This is a genomic window from Pseudomonas sp. JDS28PS106, assembly GCF_036706555.1.
In the GTDB taxonomy this organism is placed as follows: domain Bacteria; phylum Pseudomonadota; class Gammaproteobacteria; order Pseudomonadales; family Pseudomonadaceae; genus Aquipseudomonas.
The window spans coordinates 116,660-136,211 of the sequence record NZ_JBAJGT010000009.1; the positions used below are offsets into that span (position 1 = coordinate 116,660).

The 19,552-nt window shown below is 63.4% G+C and carries 13 protein-coding genes; 6 read left to right on the forward strand and 7 right to left on the reverse strand.

Translation table 11 applies throughout. The features are described 5' to 3' along the window. Positions 1 to 72: 72 nt before the first annotated feature. Positions 73 to 2,193, forward strand: coding sequence for an ATP-binding protein (locus TRP66_RS16160; RefSeq protein ID WP_333404542.1), 2,121 nt, complete (start codon positions 73 to 75; stop codon positions 2,191 to 2,193). A gap of 71 nt (positions 2,194 to 2,264) precedes the next feature. On the opposite strand, the gene TRP66_RS16165 is transcribed toward TRP66_RS16160, so the two are convergent. Both TRP66_RS16165 and katB read right to left on the reverse strand, forming a co-directional pair. Further along, positions 2,265 to 2,810, reverse strand: coding sequence for an ankyrin repeat domain-containing protein (locus TRP66_RS16165; RefSeq protein WP_333404544.1), 546 nt, complete (start codon positions 2,808 to 2,810; stop codon positions 2,265 to 2,267). A 56-nt stretch (positions 2,811 to 2,866) separates the two neighbouring features. Continuing rightward, complete coding sequence (katB, locus tag TRP66_RS16170) at positions 2,867 to 4,345, reverse strand: catalase KatB (RefSeq protein WP_333404728.1); 1,479 nt, start codon at positions 4,343 to 4,345, stop codon at positions 2,867 to 2,869. Positions 4,346 to 4,751: 406 nt separating this feature from the next. Here katB and TRP66_RS16175 point away from each other — a divergent pair, with 406 nt between their 5' ends. From TRP66_RS16175 to TRP66_RS16185, 3 genes are all read left to right on the forward strand, one after another. Continuing rightward, the gene (locus tag TRP66_RS16175; protein WP_333404730.1) at positions 4,752 to 5,474 is read left to right on the forward strand and encodes a GNAT family N-acetyltransferase; all 723 of its coding nucleotides are present in this window, start codon (positions 4,752 to 4,754) and stop codon (positions 5,472 to 5,474) included. Positions 5,475 to 5,643: 169 nt separating this feature from the next. Further along, positions 5,644 to 7,284, forward strand: coding sequence for a methyl-accepting chemotaxis protein (locus TRP66_RS16180; protein WP_333404546.1), 1,641 nt, complete (start codon positions 5,644 to 5,646; stop codon positions 7,282 to 7,284). A 94-nt stretch (positions 7,285 to 7,378) separates the two neighbouring features. Further along, on the forward strand, positions 7,379 to 8,230 hold the full coding sequence (locus TRP66_RS16185; protein ID WP_333404548.1) for a CAP domain-containing protein: 852 nt from the start codon (positions 7,379 to 7,381) through the stop codon (positions 8,228 to 8,230). Positions 8,231 to 8,259: 29 nt separating this feature from the next. On the opposite strand, the gene TRP66_RS16190 is transcribed toward TRP66_RS16185, so the two are convergent. The 5 genes from TRP66_RS16190 to TRP66_RS16210 form a co-directional block, all read right to left on the reverse strand. Then, a complete protein-coding gene (locus TRP66_RS16190) occupies positions 8,260 to 8,688 on the reverse strand; it encodes a nuclear transport factor 2 family protein (protein ID WP_333404550.1) in 429 nt (142 codons plus the stop codon). A 295-nt stretch (positions 8,689 to 8,983) separates the two neighbouring features. Next, the gene (locus TRP66_RS16195) at positions 8,984 to 11,017 is read right to left on the reverse strand and encodes a TonB-dependent siderophore receptor (protein WP_442965213.1); all 2,034 of its coding nucleotides are present in this window, start codon (positions 11,015 to 11,017) and stop codon (positions 8,984 to 8,986) included. 228 nt (positions 11,018 to 11,245) lie between these two features. After that, on the reverse strand, positions 11,246 to 12,877 hold the full coding sequence (pvdP, locus tag TRP66_RS16200; protein ID WP_333404551.1) for a pyoverdine maturation tyrosinase PvdP: 1,632 nt from the start codon (positions 12,875 to 12,877) through the stop codon (positions 11,246 to 11,248). 266 nt (positions 12,878 to 13,143) lie between these two features. After that, the gene (gene pstS, locus TRP66_RS16205) at positions 13,144 to 14,262 is read right to left on the reverse strand and encodes a phosphate ABC transporter substrate-binding protein PstS (RefSeq protein WP_333404553.1); all 1,119 of its coding nucleotides are present in this window, start codon (positions 14,260 to 14,262) and stop codon (positions 13,144 to 13,146) included. 8 nt (positions 14,263 to 14,270) lie between these two features. After that, on the reverse strand, positions 14,271 to 15,959 hold the full coding sequence (locus TRP66_RS16210) for a Na/Pi cotransporter family protein (RefSeq protein ID WP_333404555.1): 1,689 nt from the start codon (positions 15,957 to 15,959) through the stop codon (positions 14,271 to 14,273). A gap of 248 nt (positions 15,960 to 16,207) precedes the next feature. Here TRP66_RS16210 and selA point away from each other — a divergent pair, with 248 nt between their 5' ends. Further along, positions 16,208 to 17,623 (forward strand): L-seryl-tRNA(Sec) selenium transferase, encoded by a 1,416-nt coding sequence (gene selA, locus TRP66_RS16215; protein WP_333404734.1) that lies wholly within the window; start codon positions 16,208 to 16,210, stop codon positions 17,621 to 17,623. Continuing rightward, positions 17,620 to 19,545, forward strand: coding sequence for a selenocysteine-specific translation elongation factor (gene selB / locus TRP66_RS16220; RefSeq protein WP_333404557.1), 1,926 nt, complete (start codon positions 17,620 to 17,622; stop codon positions 19,543 to 19,545). The genes selA and selB overlap by 4 nt, the downstream gene beginning before the upstream one ends. Positions 19,546 to 19,552 lie beyond the last annotated feature (7 nt).

Here is a 19,552-nt window from a genome sequence, read left to right on the forward strand (position 1 = left end):
GTAGCGTGCGCGCGGCCGCTGCGCTTGTCGCTCATTCCGGCGACCGCGAACCCTTGTTCAGGTAGACCTTCCGTGACTCCGACCGATAACCACAGTCTGCAACATGAGCTAAATGCCTTGAGGGAGGAAAACGCCCTGCTCAGGCGCGAGCTTCAGGTCAGCGGCCAGAAAGCCGAAGACGCGCTGGCGCTGTCCCAAGAGCGTTATCGCTTTCTGTTCGGGGCCATGGACGAGGGCTTCTGCATCATCGAGTTCTTTGACGGTCCCCATGGGCCGCTGAGCGATTACATTCACGTCGAAGCCAACCCGGCTTATGCTCGCCACGCCGGAATACCTAACGTAGTGGGGCAGAAGCTGCGCGAGATGGTTCGCGAAGAGGCTGACGGCTGGGTGGAAGTGTATGGCTCGGTGCTGCACACCGGATTGGCGATCCGCTTCGAGCGCGAACTGGTGGCGACCGGGCGCTACCTGGGCGTGACGGCATTTCGCATCGAGCCGGCCGAACGCAACCAGGTGGCGGTGCTGTTTCAGGATATCACCGAGCGCAAGCGTGCCGAGAAGGCCTTGCAGCAACTCAACGAAACCCTGGAAGCGCGGGTCGTGGCGGCGCTCGCCGAGCGCAAGGTGCTGGCCGACGTGGTCGATGGCACCGAAGCGATCATCCACGTGATCGACGACCGCTACCGGTGGCTGGCGGTCAACGGCGCGGCGGTTCGCGAGTTCGAACGCTTGTTCGGACTCACGCCCCGGGTTGGCGACAATATGCTCGACTTGCTAGCCGACCGGCCGGAAAGCCAGGCGGTCCTGCGTGCCCGCTGGGAGCGTGCGCTGGCGGGCGAAGAGTTCATCGAGACCTCGCACTTCGACGACTCAAGCGATGCCTCGCGCTACTACGAAACCCGCTTCAGCACGCTGCGCAACGCCGAGGGCGTGCAGATTGGCGCTTACCTGTTCGCCTACGACATCACCGAACGCCTGGAAGAACAGGCGCGTCTGCGACGGGCCGAGGAAGCGTTGCGCCAGGCGCAGAAGATGGAAGCGGTCGGCCAGCTCACGGGTGGCATCGCTCATGACTTCAATAACCTGATGACCGGTATCACCGGTTCCCTGGAGCTGCTCAAGTCGCGCATGAGCCAGGGGCGTTTCAACGAGATCGACCGTTATGTCGCGGCGGCTCAGGACGCCTCCAGGCGCGCGGCGTCCTTGACCCACCGGTTGCTGGCGTTTTCCCGTCGCCAGACCCTCGACCCCAAGCCGGTCGACGTCAATCGGCTGGTGAAGGGTATGGAGGAGTTGATTCGCCGCTCGGTCGGGCCGCATATCACGGTCGAGGTGGTGACCTCGGTCGGACTCTGGTCAACGTTCATCGATGCGCCCCAGCTGGAAAACGCGTTGTTGAACCTGTGCATCAACGCGCGGGATGCCATGCCCGAAGGCGGGCGTATCACCATCGAGACCGCCAACAAATGGATCGATGAGCGCGCTTCACGCGAGCGCGATCTGTCGCCGGGTCAGTACCTGTCGCTGTGCGTCAGCGACACGGGCACCGGTATGACGCCGGAGGTCATCAGCCGGGCCTTCGATCCGTTCTTCACCACCAAACCGCTGGGGCAGGGCACGGGGCTGGGGTTGTCGATGGTCTACGGTTTCGTGCGTCAGTCCGGTGGGCAGGTGCGGATCTATTCAGAAGTGGGTCAGGGCACCACCATGTGTCTGTACCTGCCCAGACATTATCTCGACGCCCAGGAGGACGCGCTGGAGACGGCGGTCAGCGAGTTGCTGCGCAGCGAATGCGAGCGCACGGTGATGATCGTCGACGACGAACCCACCATACGCATGCTGGTCGCCGAGGTGTTGGTGGAGCAGGGTTACATCCCGTTGGAAGCACCGGACGGAGCGAGCGCGCTCAGGTTGCTGGAGTCGGATGTGCGGGTCGACCTCCTGGTGACCGATGTCGGGCTGCCGGGCGGCATGAACGGCCGCCAGTTGGCCGATGCCGCACGGGTGTTGCGTCCTGATCTTCCGGTGCTGTTCATTACCGGCTATGCGGAAAACGCCATTATCGGCAACGGCCACCTAGATCCCGGCATGTGGGTGCTCACCAAGCCCTTCACCATGGAGGCCTTCGCCAGCCGGATCTATGAAATGATCGGACGTGAGCGTGGAAGCCAGCTTACCGGCGATGAACGATGATGCGACTTACCTGAGACACCGTCCTGGCCGGGTCGCTGCCGCTTTGCGGCAGATCGCGGATTAATCTGCTCCTACTGTGCTGCCGGAGTTTTGAATTCGCCCTTGCTCAGGGCTTCCACGTCGTTGCCCATGCTGTCGCGCAGGGTCAGGTCGGCGCCTTTGGCGGCCAGGGCTTGCAGGATGTCGGTGCGCTTGAACAGCGCTGCGTACATCGACGCGGTCTGGCCCGCGTTGTTCGCCAGATCCGGTGCGCAATCGGCTTGTACCAGACGTCTGGCGATCGCCAGTTCGCCCTTGAAGATCGCGCCCATCAGTGCTGTATTCCCCCGCTTATCCTTCGCGCATGGATCCGCGCCTGCGTCGAGCAGCCGTGTGACCGCGGCCTGATGACCGTGATACGCCGCCAGTATCAACCCCGTGTAACCTTGCGCATCTCTCACGTTCAGATCGTAGCGAGCCTCAATGAAGGCATCCAGCATCGAGATATTGCCTTCACGAGAAGCGTCGAAAAACAGCGTTCGCAATTGCTGCGCGGTCTGCTGCGGATCGCTGTCGGCTGGCGGCGCGGCCTGAGCCACGCAAGCCGCGAGCAGCAGGCTGTAAAAAAGGACTCTCATTGGCATGCTCCAGGATCACGCCCGGACATTCGAGCGTCCGGGCGGGATGTCTGCTGTCAGTCGACCAGTTTCGCGGCCAGCGCCTTGACCTTGGTCAGGTCACCCTTGGCCACTTCGGTGACGCGGGTGCCGTAGGTCGGGTCCGCCTTGTACAGGAACGAAAGCATGATGTTCTTGCTTTCGGTGTCCGTATTGGCAAGGGATTCGCCAAAGCTCTGGATCAGATCATTCTGTTCCTTGGCGGTGTAGGAGCGGTACAGATCGCCCGCCTGCTTGAAGTTCTGCTCGCGGCTGATCTTTGCCTGCTGAGTGGTGCCGCTCAGGGGCGAAACGCTGTAGCGCGCCGCTTCCGTGCTCGGACGCGGATTCAGGCGGCTCGGTTCATAGTTGACACCGCTGGTGGTGTGGCCGGTGTTGAGCGCGCCGTCCTGGTTGCCGTTGTTGACCTCCACGCGCGGACGGTTGACCGGCAGGCTCAGACCGTTGGCGCCCAGGCGGTACATCTGGGTGTCGGCATAGGCGAATACCCGGCCTTGCAGCAAGCGGTCTTCCGAAGGCTCGATACCCGGAACCAGGTTGGCAGGCGCCATGGCGACCTGTTCGGTTTCCTGGAAGAAGTTGTCGACGTTCTTGTTCAAGACCATCTGGCCAATCTTCTTCTCGGGCACGTCGGGCCAGATCTTGGTGGCATCCAGCGGATCGAAGGCGAAGCGCGCCAGTTCTTCAGGCTTGAGTACCTGGATGTACAGGTCCCACTTGGGGTAATCGCCTTGCTTGATGGCGTTGACCAGGTCGGTGGTCAGGTGGCTGTAATCCTTGCCCTGCATTTGGGCGGTTTCAGCCGGGTCCAGGTTCTTGATGCCCTGCAGCGATTTCCAGTGGAACTTGACGTAATGCACGTCGCCCTTGGCATTGACCAGTTTGTAGGCGTGCACGCCGTTGCCGTCCATGAAACGGTAGCTGGCCGGCGTCCCCTCGTTGGAATAGAGCTGGGTCAGGGTCCGGGTCGCTTCGGGAACGTGGGAGAAGAAGTCGAAGCGGCGCGAGTCGTCATCCAGGTTGGTGCGCGGGTCAGGCTTGAACGCATGGACCATGTCCGGGAACTTGATCGCGTCGCGAATGAAAAAGGTCGGGAAGTTGTTGCCGACCAGGTCCCAGTTGCCGTCCGCGGTGTAGAACTTGGTCGCGAAGCCGCGCGGGTCGCGCAGGGTTTCCGGCGAATGATTGCCATGAACCACCGCCGAGAAGCGTACGAATACCGGCGTCACTTCGCCTGCGCGGAACACCCGGGCCTTGCTCAGGTCGCTGATGTCCGCCGAGGCCGTAAACTGGCCGTGGACACCGGTTCCACGGGCGTGCACCACGCGCTCGGGAATGCGCTCGCGGTCGAAGCGTTGCAGCTTCTGCAGCAACTGCACGTCCTGCAGCAGCACCGGGCCCTGGGGGCCGGCGGTCTGGGAATTCTGGTTGTCACCAACTCGGGCGCCGTTGTCACGGGTCAGCGGTTCGGCGGCGTAAGCGGCGGGGACGGTCATGACGCCAATGGCGGTCAGGCGTACCAGATAGCTGGAAAAAGTGGATAACTGCAAGGGGACTTCCTCGTGTCTTATTAGTAAGGCGACGCCATGCTAGGCGGGTAAGACGCGATTCATTAATTGTAAAAACCCATGATGCCGATTGATAAAAATACTGGCCGGACGGAAGTGTGGGAAAAATCTATTAATTATGTAATGACCTGAAATAAATAAGGTTTTTACTAACTTGAATCCGGCGATACGGAAAGGAAAGTGTTGATGGGGAAGTTTCGTCGCTGTTCGAATGGTGGCCGACTTGGTGACAGCCGCGACGCACGGGCGAACTTAGCCAGGCGCCTGATTGCGCGCCGACGTGGCAGGAAGGGGTATCATGACCGTCCCCAGTCTCACCGGAGCCGTTATCCCGATGCCTACTCTCATGCTGCTGCAAAGTCCGCCCCCTGAATTCATTCGCAGCCAGATCCAGCAGATGGTCATCGATTCGGTAACGGACATCAGCCCTGTGGCGATCAGCGCGGACAATCCCTTGTACAACCTGTACCAGTACGGGGTGGGGTATGAAGTGCACCTGTATCTGAACGCACTCGACGGTTCTCGTGACGTGGCGGTGGAGCTGATCGTGGCGCTCGATGAGGACGATCCGGAAGTGGTGTTGGGCTTTCTGCTCTATTTGCCGGTCGGAGAAGATCCGCTTGCCTGCTCGGTGGCGTTCATGGCCGTGCAAGAGCAGCACCGGCGGCAGGGCATCGCTCGCTCGATGCTGGACAAGATGCGCGCGCGTTATCCGCACGCCGAGCTGACCTGCGTGACCGACAAAGTCAGCTGGTTCGAATCCATGGGCTTTCAGGTGCTGGGCGCGAGAGGCCCGCATGTGGTCATGAACACGCGCGACTATGCCACCAGCGGGCTCCTAGCTGTGCTCGAAACCGCGCATATCTACCAGTCCGTGGAAGTACGGCAGATTCACGCCTATCTGCTCAAGCAGCATGGCGAGCAGGCGATGATCGATGCCGAGCGTGATCGCGACCTGCGTCTCGACGAAATGGCCCGGCAAGCCGAGGCCTTCGCAGCGCGCAAACGTGGCACCGCTCCACGCCTGAATGGTTCTCATGGTCCACGAACGATTTAGAAACAATAGGCGCAAACCTCCGTAGTGCGCGGGCTCCAGGCATTTTCGACGGCGTAAGGGATAAATGCCGCGGGAACGCGGCGGGTAGTGTGAAGTCATTATGACATCACTGCTGGTTCGTACAGGTCTTCTGTGCGAACCCGCTTCACCCTGCCAAGCGAGCTGCACCATGAGTTTTCTGAACCGCTGCAAGTTCTCCACCAAGCTTCTGACGTCTTTCATCCTTTGCGCGATCATCACGCTGCTGGTGGGCGGATTGGGAATGGCGGGTATTTCCCGGCTGGCCGATGCGCTGGCAAAAACCTTTTCCGTAAACCTGGTCGCGGTGGCCAATACCAGTGAAACCCTTACCAGCTTGACCGCTCACAACCGCGGGCTGTACCGCTTGCTCGACGCTCAGGAAGGCGGCGCCGCGCAGGCCGAGAAGGATCGGGTTCGGGAGGGGATCGCCGCCGACCTCGACCGCGCGCAGCAGGTCTTCGCCACCTACCGGGCGATCCCTCACCCCGCGGAAGAAACGCAGGCCGGCGACCGCCTGCAGCAGTTGCTGCCCGGTTACATTGCAGGCTCCCAGCAGGTGCTGGAGCTGATCCAGGCCAACGATTTTCCGGCCGCCCGGGCGCGCCTTAGCCGGCTGGCCGGCGAGGAGTTCCTCAATGCCCGCAGCCTGCTGCGTAGCATGATCGAGTTCAACGACCGTCAGGTCGAAGAGGGCGCGGCGGCGGCCGCCGACCTCAAGCACAGCGCCATGCTGACCTTGAGTTTCGCGATCGCGGTCGCGTTTCTGGTCGCCGTCGGCCTGGGCATCCTCATTACCCGCGTGATCACCCGGCCACTGGCGGTCGCAATCGCCAGCGCACAGCGTATCGCCAATGGCGACCTGAGCCGATCCATCAGCCACCAGCGCGGCGATGAAGCCGGCCAATTGCTCGACGCCTTGTCAGAGATGCAGGAAGGCCTCAAGGGCACGCTCCACCAGATCGCCAGCGCTTCCGACCAACTGGCGTCGGCGGCCGAGGAGCTGAGCGCCGTGACCGACGAGAGCACCCGTGGCCTGACCCGGCAGAACGACGAAATCCAGCAGGCGGCCACCGCCGTCAACCAGATGACCGCCGCCGTCGAAGAAGTGGCGCGTAATGCGGTGTCCACTTCGCAGGCATCGCAGGCTGCCAGCGAAGACGCGCTGAACGGCCGTGGTCAGGTGGATCACACGCTCGACGGCATCAGCACCATGGTGCGCGAGATTACCCAGTCGACCGACGCGGTCACTCAACTGGCCGGCAATGTGCGCGAGATCAGCAAGGTTCTGGATGTGATCCGCAACGTCGCCGAGCAGACCAACCTCCTGGCCCTGAACGCGGCTATCGAGGCGGCCCGTGCCGGTGAGCAGGGGCGCGGGTTCGCGGTGGTGGCCGACGAAGTGCGCGCGCTGGCGCATCGCACCCAGGCTTCGACTGTGGAGATCGAGGGCATGATCGGCACGGTGAAGGCTGGCGCCGACGGGGCGGTGGCCGCGATGGGCAAGAGCCTTGGCCTGGCGACCACCACTCAGGAGCAGGCGCAGCGTGCCGGCGCCGCGCTGGAAAAGATCACCAGCGGGGTCTCCACCATCAACGAGCGCAATCTGCTGATTGCCGCGGCGTCCGAGCAACAGGCGCAAGTGGCGCGGGAAGTGGACCGCAACCTCACCAATATCCAGGATCTGTCGACCCAGAGCGCCGCAGGCGCGAACCAGACCAACGCCTCCAGCCAGGAATTGTCGCGACTGGCGACCTCGTTCAATACGCTGGTCGCGCAGTTCAGGCTGTGAGGAAAACGCCGTTTGCCTGTGAATATGAAAACGCGTTGCCTGAAACGGCAAAAAATCAAGCATGATGTATCCATTCAGCTTGAGGGAGTTTTCCATGCGTGTTTTGTCACAGGCTTTACGTCTGGCCTCATTGTCTCTGGGACTCATGTTTGCCTCCCACGCGCTGGCAGCTGGAGAAGCACAGCTGATCGAGTCGATCAACGCCTATCGCAGCCAAGCACAGAAATGCAGCGGGCAGGTATCGATGGAGCTGCCGCCGCTGGTAAGCGATCCACGTCTGGTGTTGCCGGCCAGTGGCGGCGGCGATCTGAAACAGGCCATGGCCCGGGCTGGCTATCCAATGGTGACCGTGCAGGCCATCAGCCTGTCGGGACCGCGAGATGTGCAGTCGGCGATGAACGCGGTGCAGGAGAGTTTCTGCCAGGTCGTGTTGGACCCGCAGTTCGTCGACATCGGCGTCAGTCGCGAAGACCGGGACTGGCGGATCACGCTGGCGCGTTCGCTGTTGACCTCGCGTCTGGGCGATTCGCAAACCGAAGGTCAGCGGCTGCTGGAAATGATCAATACGGCGCGTAGCCAGCCGCGACAGTGCGGCAAGCAGGACCTCGCGGCGACCACGCCGCTGGTCTGGAACGCCGTGCTCGCGAGCGCCGCCATGTCCCATTCGAGGGCGATGGCCAACAACAATTATTTCGATCACAAGGACCGTGACGGGCGTATGCCGGGAGACCGGGCCGAACTGGCCGGCTACGTGGGTCAACAGACCGGTGAAAACATCGCCGCCGGGCAGGATGAAACGCGCAAGGTGGTGGACGGTTGGCTGGCGAGTCCCGGGCACTGCGCCAATCTGATGAACCCGGGGTTCAAGGAAGTGGGCGCGGCTTACGCCATCGATCCCAAAAGCGATGCCGGTATTTACTGGACCGCGATGTTCGGCACGCCCTGACAGAGGTCAGGCGTGCCGAAGCCGGTCGATCAGAAGCGGAACGCCTGACGTCCGATCAGCAGCCACTGGCCTTTCTGTTTCTGCCAGATCTGGAAGTTTTCGATCTCGGTCGGGACGACCTTGCCGCTGTTCACTGCCTGCGCCGAGAAGTGATTGCGCACCAGCGCGGTGTCGCCGGACAGGATGATCTTCTGGTTGAGCATCTTCAGTTCGTTGAAGGCGCTTTTGCCGGTTTCGATGTCGGCGATGAACGCTTGCTTGTCCTGGATGTTGCCGCTGGAGTGGCCATAGGACAGGTTCTCGGCGGTGAGTGCCTTGAGCTGATCGATATCCTTGTGCCACATGGCTTGGGTCAGCTTGTCCACCGCAGTGGCGACATCGGCCTCGTCAGATGAGGCGGCGGCGACGTACCCGGAGAACAGGCACAGAAAACCCACGAGCAGGGTGAATCTCTTCATGAACGTATCCTTTTTTGTATTTATTGGATGGAGCGGTGCGGTGCGTGACTGAACGTCGCGGTGTCTGTCCCTGCGCTTCGCCAGCAAGGCGGAACGCCGCCCCGGTGGCTCCTACAAAACCTGCGTAAGGCCGTAGGAGCCAGCTTGCTGGCGATCGGCTGCGCAGCAGTCGCAAATCCGCATTCTCTGTTCGGTCATCGTACAACCTACCTGATTCTGCCTGCGCGGCAAGCGCTTCTGCAATATTTTGTTTCAGTGGCTGGAGCGACCGCACAGCGCTCCAGCCGGGCCGACTTTAAAAGGTCACGCTGGCGCTCAGGCGTGCGGTGCGTGACTCACCAACGTTGACCTGCAATTCGCTGCCGGTGCTCGAAGGGTAATAGTGCTTGTCGAACAGATTGTCGACGTTCAACTGCAGGCGGGTCTTGTAGCCGGCCATGGGCAGGTCCCAGCGCAGGAAGGCGTCGGCGACGGTGTAGCTGCTCATGTAATAGCTGTTGGCATTGTCGCCGGCGCGGTCGCCGACGTAGCGCGCGCCCGCGCCGGCATGCCAGTCGCCCAGCTCTGGAGCGATACGCAGATGATGGCTGAAGTAGAGGCTGGCCGTGTGCTTCGGCGCCTGGGTCAGGCGATTGCCCTCGTTGGCGGGGTCGTCGAGGATTTCCGTGTCGGTATAGGCGTAGGTACCGATCATGTCCCAGCGCTCGGCAATCTGTCCGCTGACATCCAGTTCCAGTCCGCGTGAGCCAACCTTGCCCGCCGCTTCGCTAACGCTCGAGTCGCCGACCGTGGTGGTGGTCACCACGTTCTTCTTCTCGATATCGAACAACGCGAGGTTGAGATTCAGCTCAGGCGTCAGCGCGTATTTGGCGCCGACTTCATAGCTGCGGCCTTCTTCGGGATCGAAGGTGTTGCCATTGTCGTCCACCGTGTCGTTGGGCACGAACGAGCGGCTGTAGTTGCCATATAGCGACAGGTCGTCGTTGACCTTGAAGACCAGACCGGCCATGGGCAGGAAGGTATCGCCATTGCTGTCGCGATTGACGACGCGCGTGTCCATGCCCTGATCGCTGTACTGATCGTAATGCTGATAGCGGCCACCGAGCACCAGGATCCAGCGGTCATCGAGATGCCAGTTGTCCTTGAGATAGAGGGAGGATGAAGTCAGTTCGTTGCGCAGATTGCTGGTGGTGCGGCTGATCACGCTGGGCTCGGCCAGCCCGCCGTAAGTCGGGTTGTTGATGTTGAAGCCGCCCTGGGCGGTATTTCGATAGGTCTTGCCGCGATACTTGTCCGAGTCTTCCTGCTCGGCGCCGATCAGCAGGTCGTGCTGTTGACCGAAAATCTGCTGCTTGCCGATGAAGTCCCAGCTGGCGTAACGCGTTTCATAGTCATAATGGCCACCGTTGGCCTGACGACGCAGCGCGCCGCTGCTGGACAGGCTGCTGGGCTGGGCAATGGAAAGGCTGTAGCGGTCGTTGTTCCAGCCGTAGGTCAGGCGCGTCTTCCAGTCATCCGAGAGCTGGTACTCGAAACGCGCGGTGGCGGTTTCGCTGATGCCCACGGTATTGGCCCATTTTTCATCCAGTCGTTTGTCATAGCTGACGTCGGCCGGGTGGCCGTTGCTGTATACGGTGCCACGGTCGAAGGGGCTGAGGTAGTCGTTATATTCATAAGCGAAAGTGACGCTGGCGCGGTCGCCGGTCCAGGACAGCGATGGTGCAATGAGCGTGTGTTGATCCACGCCATAGTTGCGCCAGTAGTCCTCGCTCTTGCGCTCGGCCACCATCCGGTAGGCGAAACCGCTGTCGCCCAGCGGCCCGGTGGTGTCGATGCCAAAACTCCCGCCGCCCTCGCTGTAGGCCGACCCGCTCAAGGTCGTGCTTTGCACGTACTGCGGCTGCTTGCTGATCACGTTGATCAGGCCGCCGGGTTCCATCGCTCCGTATAGCAACGATGCCGGACCCTTGAGCACTTCGACCCGGTCGGTGGTGGCGCTGAAATTGTGCGACACCACCGAGCGAACGCCGTCGCGCAGGATCGAGCCGTCATCGTTGGTCCCGAAGCCCCGCTTGACCAGCGAGTCCTTGGTGTTGCCCAGGGTATTGCCCTGACTCACGCCACTGACGAATTTCATGGCGTCGTCCAGCGACTGCACGCCGTAGTCGGCAATCGTTCGGGGCGTGACGACGATCACCGATTGCGCTTCGTCCTTGAGCGGCACATCGCTCTTGCTTGCCGTGCTGGCGGAGCTGGCTGTGTAAGCCTGCTCGGCATCCGCGGAGACTTGCGTGGCAGGCAATGTGGTTTGCTCAGCGGCGTGGGTGATGAAGCTGGTCAGCGATGCGACGGCCAGGGCCGACAGCAGAAAAGGGGCGGGAGTACTCAAGAACCGATGCTCGATAGGGGTTGTTAATAGCATTGATTCTAATTTGATATTGATTCTCAGTAAACATGGCTGGGTCAATCGCCAGCAAGCTGGCTCCTACACGCTCGCAATGTGTAGGAGCCAGCGGGCGGCGATCCGTCTTGCTGGCGATCCGCCGCGTGGCGACGGTCAGATGGTACGCGTCCGCACCGGCAGGTTTTGCGCATAGGCCGGTCGGTGCGGTGCGCGGTCCAGCGCGGCGGTGGAGCTTTCGTCGGTGTTGCAGGCGATGTCGAGGGCCAGTTTCATTACGTCGATATCGGCTTCCATAGGCTTGATGGTCTTGTCTCCCGGCTGTGCGAAGCAACCGTGGGTCAGTGGCCCCATCCACGGCTCGGCGACTTCCACCCAGGGACCGGGTTCGAACCAGTCGACACCGTTCAGCCTTCTTTTCACGACCTGACCTGGATGCGCGCGCTGATGGGCGTCGAACCAGTCCTCCAGACGATCGTCGATCCAGCCGTGGAATGACCAGAACAATGGGTTGAGGTGGGACGCCATGGGGTCGACCAGACAGTCGTATTCCGCCGAAAACCAGCGCTCGGAGAAGTCGACAGGCGCGCGACCGGCCGGTATGGCCCGGCCGTCCGCAGGGTCGCGGGGAATGCTGGCCCAGCGGATATGCAGCCAGTCGTGCAGCCCCAGCTCCACCTCGGAACCGAACTGACCCAACGTCAGGCGAGACAGGAATTCAGGGTCGCGATAGCGCGAATCCCACATCTGAAAATTGCCATAAAACGCTTCCGAGCTTTTGAGGATCTGGACGCCTTCGGTGAAGGTCGCGTCGCTGGGCGAGAGCCACAGCGCGGGCACCGAGCAGCCGTCCCGGTTCTCGTGATAGCGCACGAACCCGGCCCGATCTTGCTCCACGGACGGTTGCGGCAGCGGGAAATGCCGCCAGGCGGGCGGAGCGTCCATCGTTCGCGCGACCGTCAGCATGTGCCGGTGCATGAAGAAGAAATCCACGCCGGAACCGTTACGATCCATATGCCGGCCACGGGCATGGCGTTCGTTGTCCAGCGGACCCGGTTGCCAGCCCAGGCCGCGCAGCGCGTTGCGCCGGGCCTCGGACAGTTCATGCCAGCGGTCGCGGGAGGCGTGCCAGAGCTGGTGATACAGGCGGTTCTGCGGCGCGTTGGCCCAGGCCTGCAGTTCAGGCGTGGTGGTCATGCGTTGCCGGGCGGTCGGCATCGGCCGCTTGACGATCATTACGTCAAGGCTGATCGGCGCATGACCTCTGGTCGCCTCGATGAACTGGATACGGCCCGTCAGCACGTCGGTCTTCAAAGGGTTGTGGGCGATCTGGGCATCATCGAGCCGGACCACGAACTCGCAGACCGGACAGTAGCGCTGGGCATCCCGATCCAGCAGCCGCCAACGGACCGAGTCCGGCGAAGCGCCCATCAGGTCACCGATCACCTTGAAGCGTGGCGACGTCTGCCCGCGCAGGTTGTCCGCGGTATCGAGATACCCGTTCAACGCGCGACCCAGCTCGGCCGTGTCCAGCAACAGCTCCAGCCCGTCTGTCGGCAAGCCGTGGGCCGTAGCCGCGTCGCCGGTGATGGTCACCATCCAGATGCCGCGCAAGCGGCTGCTCAACCGCTGGACGTCGAGGTCGGCCGACTGCACCCGCGCCGGAGGCGGCGTGCCGTCATTGCGCTCAAGATAATTGCTGACCTTGCGCGCGCCGAAATAACCGGCGGGCGCCATAACGCTGGTGATAGCCAACCCGGCCAAGACACTGCGTCGTGTCAATCGCATCCCAATCTTCCTTTATCGTGACCCGCCGTTTCAGGGACTCTGAAGGCGATGACTACTAGGGTTAGTAGCTTTATTGACGGTTCGCAAGGATTGTTCAATAACGCCAGACGATTGACGTTTTTCATAGGCTATGGAAATTTTTCTCGGCTGTGGCGGACCCGGCGAGCGGGCGCACAGGCCCATATGGCAAGGCCTGCAACGTTGTCGGGTTTGGTGAGAGAGTTTTGTAACGTGGGCGATACGCTAGCTGTGGGAAAACAACTGACTCAGGATCGAGGGAGACCACTGGTCGTCGTCAGCAACTGGTCCCGCACCTGCCGCGCGACTCCGGCGGGCAGGGCGACATAGCCCAGCTCCCGGGCACTACTCTGCCCGTTTTCCAGCGCCCAGGCGAGAAAGGCACGGGCGCGGCGGTCCGCGCGGGATGTAGATGCTTCGTTCAGCACTGCCAGGACAGTGGCGACGATGGGGTAACTCGCTTCGCCCGGCGCATCGATGAACCTAGGCTGGGCGTCGCGACCTGCCTGCCAGGGCACCGCCTCGGTCGCGGCGGTAATGGCGGGGGTTTCTGGCGCTACGAACATCCCTGCAGCGTTTTTCAGTCGCACCACGCTCAGTCCGCTGCTCTGCGCTTGCACCGCATCGAGATAGCCAATGCTGCCCGGGGTCGCTGCCAGGGCGTGCGCCATGCCCGCGCTGCCTCGCACTGCGGTGCCCGTCGGCCAGCGCACCACGGCGTCGACGCCGATTGCTTCGCGCCAGTCTTTATCCTGGGTCGCCAGATAGCGGGTCAGCGTATAGGTCGTGCCCGAGCCTTCCTTGCGATGAATAGGCGTAATCGCCTGATCGGGTAGCGCGAGGTCCGGGTTGAGCGTGGCGATGGCCGGATCGTTCCAGCGTGTGATGCGCCCGCGCAGGATCGCGGCCAGGGTCGTGCCGTCCAGCTGCAACCGGTCTTCAACACCCGGCAGCCGGATCGCGATGGCAACCCCGCCCGCGACCACAGGAATCTGGATCAGCTTCAGGCGCTTGAGCTCCTGCGCCGACAATGGCAGCTCGCTCAGCGCAAAGTCGACCGCTCCGGCTTGTAGTCGCGCCAGACCCGCCTGTGATCCTATGGCTTCGTAGTCCAGCGCGGCGTTGCCCAGCGCGTCGCCATCCAGCCCTGAGTTGCCGGCGGCGTAGCGGGCGTCCGCCGATGCGCTGCGGTATTGCGCCAGCCAGCGCTGGACCAGCGGCAGCACGAAGGTGGACCCCGCGCCTCTGATCAGCGCCTGGCCGAAGGCGTCCTGAGCCAGGGCTTGGGGCATCAGGCAGGCACTTGCCAGACCGATGCTGGTCATTTGCAGAAACCGGCGACGGGTTGCCAATCGCAGATCGGACATGGGCCACCTCACACTGGCCGGGGCAGCGCGCCGGACGGCGTCTGCGCGGCGGTTTGCGCCAGGTCTGCATGTTGCAGGTCACGGGAAACCGACAGGCGTTCGTCGCTGATGTGCTGCACCAGGCTCAGGGCCCGCGCGGCGCTGCCCAGCAGGGTGAGGATTGCGCCTCGCTCGTCCCAGTTCAGTTTCTGCGTTTCGTCCAGACAACGCTGGCGCAGTTCCGCCAGCCGGGCCGCGTGAGCATGCGGCAGATAAACGCCGCGCGGACCTTGTTTGACGGCGGGCTCGACGATATCGAGCACGGCCGTGACGATCGCCTGGCCGTTTTCCGAGAACAACTGGCGCTCGATCCGCCGGGTGATCTGCGACAGCGTCTCGGTCAGGCTGGCGCTGAAATCCTCTTCCTCGATCAACCGCGCGAGCAGGTTCGCCTGACGCGGGCTGACGTCGTTCTTGAACATCTGCGCGGTGTAGCCGCGAATTTCCTGGCTCAGGGTATCGAGGGCGTGTTCGTGCTCGGCGACGTCCTTGAGCGCTTCGGACTGACCTCGGGCAGCGGCCAGCAGCAGGCCCGCGCCCTGGGTGTAGCGCGCCAGTTCCTTGCTCACGGCCGCCACGCCGCTGTTGACGTCCTTGAGGGCGGAACGGTCCAGATAGCGCGGCACGGCATAGTCCTCTTCATCGCTGCGGCTGGCGCCGATGCGCGACAGGATACGGTCGAACACGCCGATGAACGGGAACATCAGCGCCGTGTTGAAGATATTGAAGCCGATCGAATACAGGCCGACGGCCACCGGCACCAGCGGGAAGCTTTCCTTGCCGTCGACCATGACCGATTGGGTGACGTCCATGCCGAACAGGCTCATGGTCCACTGCAACAGGTCCATCGACAGGAAGAACAGCGGAAACATGACCGCCACGCCAATGAAATTGAACGAAATGTGCGCATAGGCGGCGCGCTTGGCGTTCTTGGACAGGTTCAACGACGCCATCCATGACGTGATGGTGGTGCCCAGGTCCGCACCCAGCGAAAAGGCCACGGCGGTCTGCCAGTCCAGGATGCCCGCCGCGCCCAGCCCCATCACGATGCCGATGGTGGCGGAGGAAGAGTGGATCATCGCGGTGATGCCCGCCGCCGTGAGCACGCACACTGCGAGACCGGCATAGCTTGCGGCCTGCAGGGTGGAGATGGCTTCCATGACCTCGGGCAGGTTGCGCAGCGGCTTGAGGCCGGTGGTCAGCAGGTTCAGCCCGTAGAAGATCAGCGAAAAGCCAATGATGGCGAGGGCAATGTTTCGGGTCCGGTCGCTTTTGCCGAACACGTAGACCAGGGCGAACAGTCCCGCCGAGATCAGCCCTATCGGGCCGAGCGGCATGGCGATCAGGCCGTTGCCAAGGGTCGTGCCGATGTTGGCGCCCATGATGACGCTGATCGCCGGTCGCAACCCGACGACCCCCGCGTTGACCAGTCCGACCACCATCACGGTCATGGCGGTACTGGACTGCAGGACTCCAGTGATCATGGTGCCTGCGGCAAGCCCGCGCACCGGCGTGCCCGCCAGTTTCGCCAGCCAGGCGCGCATGCGGTTGGCAGCCAGGTTGTTGATCCCGTCGGACATGAACTCCAGCCCGAGCAGGAAAATACCCAGCCCGCCGATGACGGGCACCAGCAACTCTTTGAAGATATCGATTTCCAAAACGCTTCTCCCGCCAGAGGGTCAAGTCGGCGCGACGACAGCCGGACAGCGATACCGGTCAATGCGCTGGGTGTGTCTGCTGCACGCTAGAAGCGCAATGTGACCGCGCGGTGACATGTGACGGGATGCTTCGCATCAGGCGACAGTCGGTTCAGGGCAGGCGCGGGACAGATGCCCGATTCCTGATCTAGGCTCAAGGCCATGTTGGCGATCGGACGGGCACGATGGAGTCTTTCAACGCATCACCCATGACGGCGGGGCAGGGCCTGCGTCTGCCATCGGTCGACGCGCTGCTGCGCAGTGCCGAGTGCGAGCCGCTGGCCCAGCGTTACGGCCGTGCGGCACTGCTGACTGGCCTGCGTGAGTTGCTCGACGACCTGCGCGAGGCCGCGCATCAGGGCGCGCTGAGCGCCGTCGAGCTGAGCGACGCGGCGCTGGCCGGGCGCGTTGCCGAGCGACTGGCCCGGCGGCATGCGCCGCAAGTACGGCGGGTGTTCAATTTTACCGGTACGGTCCTGCACACTAATCTGGGGCGGGCCTTGCTGCCCGACGAAGCCATCGACGCCGTGACCCTCGCGGCGCGCTATCCGGTCAATCTGGAATTCGATCTGGACAGCGGCAAGCGCGGCGACCGGGACGACCTGATTGCCGGGCTGGTCCGCGAACTCACCGGCGCCGAAGCCGTGACTGTGGTCAACAACAACGCGGCGGCCGTGCTGCTGGCCCTCAACAGCCTGGGCGCGCGCAAGGAGGGAGTGATCTCGCGTGGCGAGCTGATCGAGATCGGTGGCGCCTTCCGCATTCCCGACATCATGGCGCGCGCCGGTGTCAGGCTGGTGGAGGTGGGCACCACCAATCGCACCCATGCCAAGGACTATCTCAACGCGATCAGCTCCCGCACCGGCCTGTTGATGCGTGTGCACACCAGCAACTACAGCATTCAGGGTTTCACCGCCTCGGTGCCCACCGAAGAACTCGCCGGGATTGCCCATGCCCACGGCCTGCCACTGCTGGAGGATCTGGGCAGCGGCACCCTGGTGGACCTGACCCGCTGGGGGCTGCCAGCCGAACCGACCGTGCAGCAGGCCTTGGCCAGTGGCGCCGACCTTGTGACCTTCAGTGGCGACAAACTGCTGGGCGGCCCTCAATGCGGCATCATCGTCGGTCGCCGGGAACTGATCGAAAAGATCAAGAAGAACCCGCTCAAGCGTGCCCTGCGCGTCGACAAACTGACCCTTGCCGCCCTCGAAGCCGTACTGGGCCTGTACCGCGACCCGGATCGACTCGCCCAGCGCCTGACGTCACTGAGGCTGCTCAGTCGACCCCAGGCCGAAATCCGCGCGCAGGCCGACAGACTGGCGCCGCTGCTGGCCCGACAGCTGGGAGACGACTGGAGCGTCAGCGTTGAAGCGCTGCAGAGCATGATCGGCAGTGGCGCACAGCCGGTCGCCCGTTTGCCCAGCGCCGGTCTGTGCGTGCGTGCGCTGCAACCCAAGCGCCTGCGCGGACGCAGTCTTCGCCGACTGGAGCAGGCGCTCCGCCGTCTGCCGATCCCGGTGATCGGCCGCCTCGCCGATGACGCGCTGTGGCTGGATTTCAGGCAACTGGACGATGAGGACGCGCTGGTTTCGCAGCTCGCGCACCTGAGCCTGGAGCTGCCGTGATCGTCGGCATGGCCGGGCACATCGATCACGGCAAGACCGCGTTGCTGCAGGCGCTCACCGGCGCGCAGGGCGATTTGCGCCGGGAAGAGCGCGAACGCGGCATCACCATCGACCTCGGCTATCGCTACACCGACCTCGGAGAGCAAGACGGTGCGCTGACCGCCTTTATCGACATGCCGGGGCACGAGCGCTTTATTCATAACCTGCTGGCCGGTACGTTCGGCATCGACCTGCTGTTGCTGGTGGTGGCCGCCGACGATGGCGTCATGCCCCAGACCCGCGAGCATCTGGCCATCGCCGAACTGCTCGGCGTGCAGCAGGCACTGGTCGCGGTCAGCAAGGCCGATCGGGTCGACGCCCTGCGCCTTGCTGAAGTCGACGCCGAGATCGCGATGCTCATGGCGCCGGGCTCCTTGGCCGGCGCGCCGCGATTCGTCGTGTCCAGCCTGAGCGGCGAGGGCGTTCCGACCCTGCGTCAGGCTCTGATCGAAGAAGCCGGCCGCCTGCGCGCCCGCAATGCCGAAGGGTATTTCCGTATGGGAATAGACCGGGCCTTCAGCGTTGCCGGGGCCGGCGTGGTGGTGACCGGCACCGCGCTGGCCGGGCACCTGAGCCTCGGCGATGAACTGCTGCTCAGTCCGTCCGGGCGGGCAGTCCGGGTGCGCGGCCTGCATGCCCAGAACCGTCCGGCACAGACCGCGCGCGCCGGGCAACGGATCGCGGTGAACCTGGCCGGGGAGCGATTGGCGCTGAATCATATCCAGCGCGGCGACTGGTTGCTGGCGCCCGAGCTGCACACGCCGACCACGCGGATCGACGTCGAACTGCGGGTGCTGGCGAGCGAGCTGCGGGCATTGCGCCACTGGAGTCCGGTGCATGTGCATCTGGGGGCCCAGGATGTCACCGGCCGGGTCGCACTGCTCGAAGGGGAAACCCTGCAGCCCGGCGCCACAGCGCTGGCGCAGCTGCTGATCAACGCGCCGGCCCATGCCGTATGGGGCGATGCGGTGGTGCTGCGTGACCAATCGGCGCGCCGGACCCTGGGCGGGGCTCGGGTCATCGATCCCTTCGGACCCGCCCGACAACGGCGCACGCCCGGGCGTCTGGCGCAGTTGCAAGCCATGTCCGGCGAGGGGCTGGAAAAGGCGCTGCCGGAGCTGCTGCGCCATGCCGTGAACGGCGTGGAGGCCGCGCGTCTGGAACGTCAGTACAACCGGCCTCGCGCGGGCTGGGTACTGCCGTCCGAGGTGCTGCAGATCGACACCCGGCTCGGTCCGCGTTTGTACGACCGGACGTTGTGGGACGAACTGGGCGAACGGCTGCGGGGCGCGTTGCAGCGCTTCCATGAGCAGCAGCCTGATGAACTCGGCCCTGACCGCGACCGTTTGCGGCGCTTCGGGCTTCCCGAACTGGAACGACCTTTGTTCATCGCCCTGCTGGAACGCCAGCTGAGCGATGGGCTGATCCAGGCCAGCGGGCCCTGGCTGCACATGCCGGCGCATCGGGTCAGTCTGAGCGATGAAGAGCAGCGGCTGCATGACCGGCTGTTGCCGATGCTGGTCGAGGCGGGCTTCGAACCTCCCTGGGTGCGCGACATGGCGGCCCTGGCGGCGAATCCCGAAAGCCATGTCCGGCAACTGATGCGCAAGCTGGCGCGGCAGGGGCGAGTGCAGCAGGTGGTCAAGGACCTGTTTTACCCGCAGGCGACGCTCGTCCGGTTGGCCCATCTGGCGCGGGAACTGGAAGAACGCGACGGCGTCATCCATATCGCGGCCTTTCGCGATCAGTTGGGCATCGGTCGCAAACGCAGCGTTCAGTTGCTGGAGCATTTCGACCGGGTCGGGCTGACCCGTCGCACGCCCCAGGGGCGACGGATTCGCCCGGACAGCGCGCTGTTGACGGCCTGGGCCACGGAGCATTGAAGGTTTC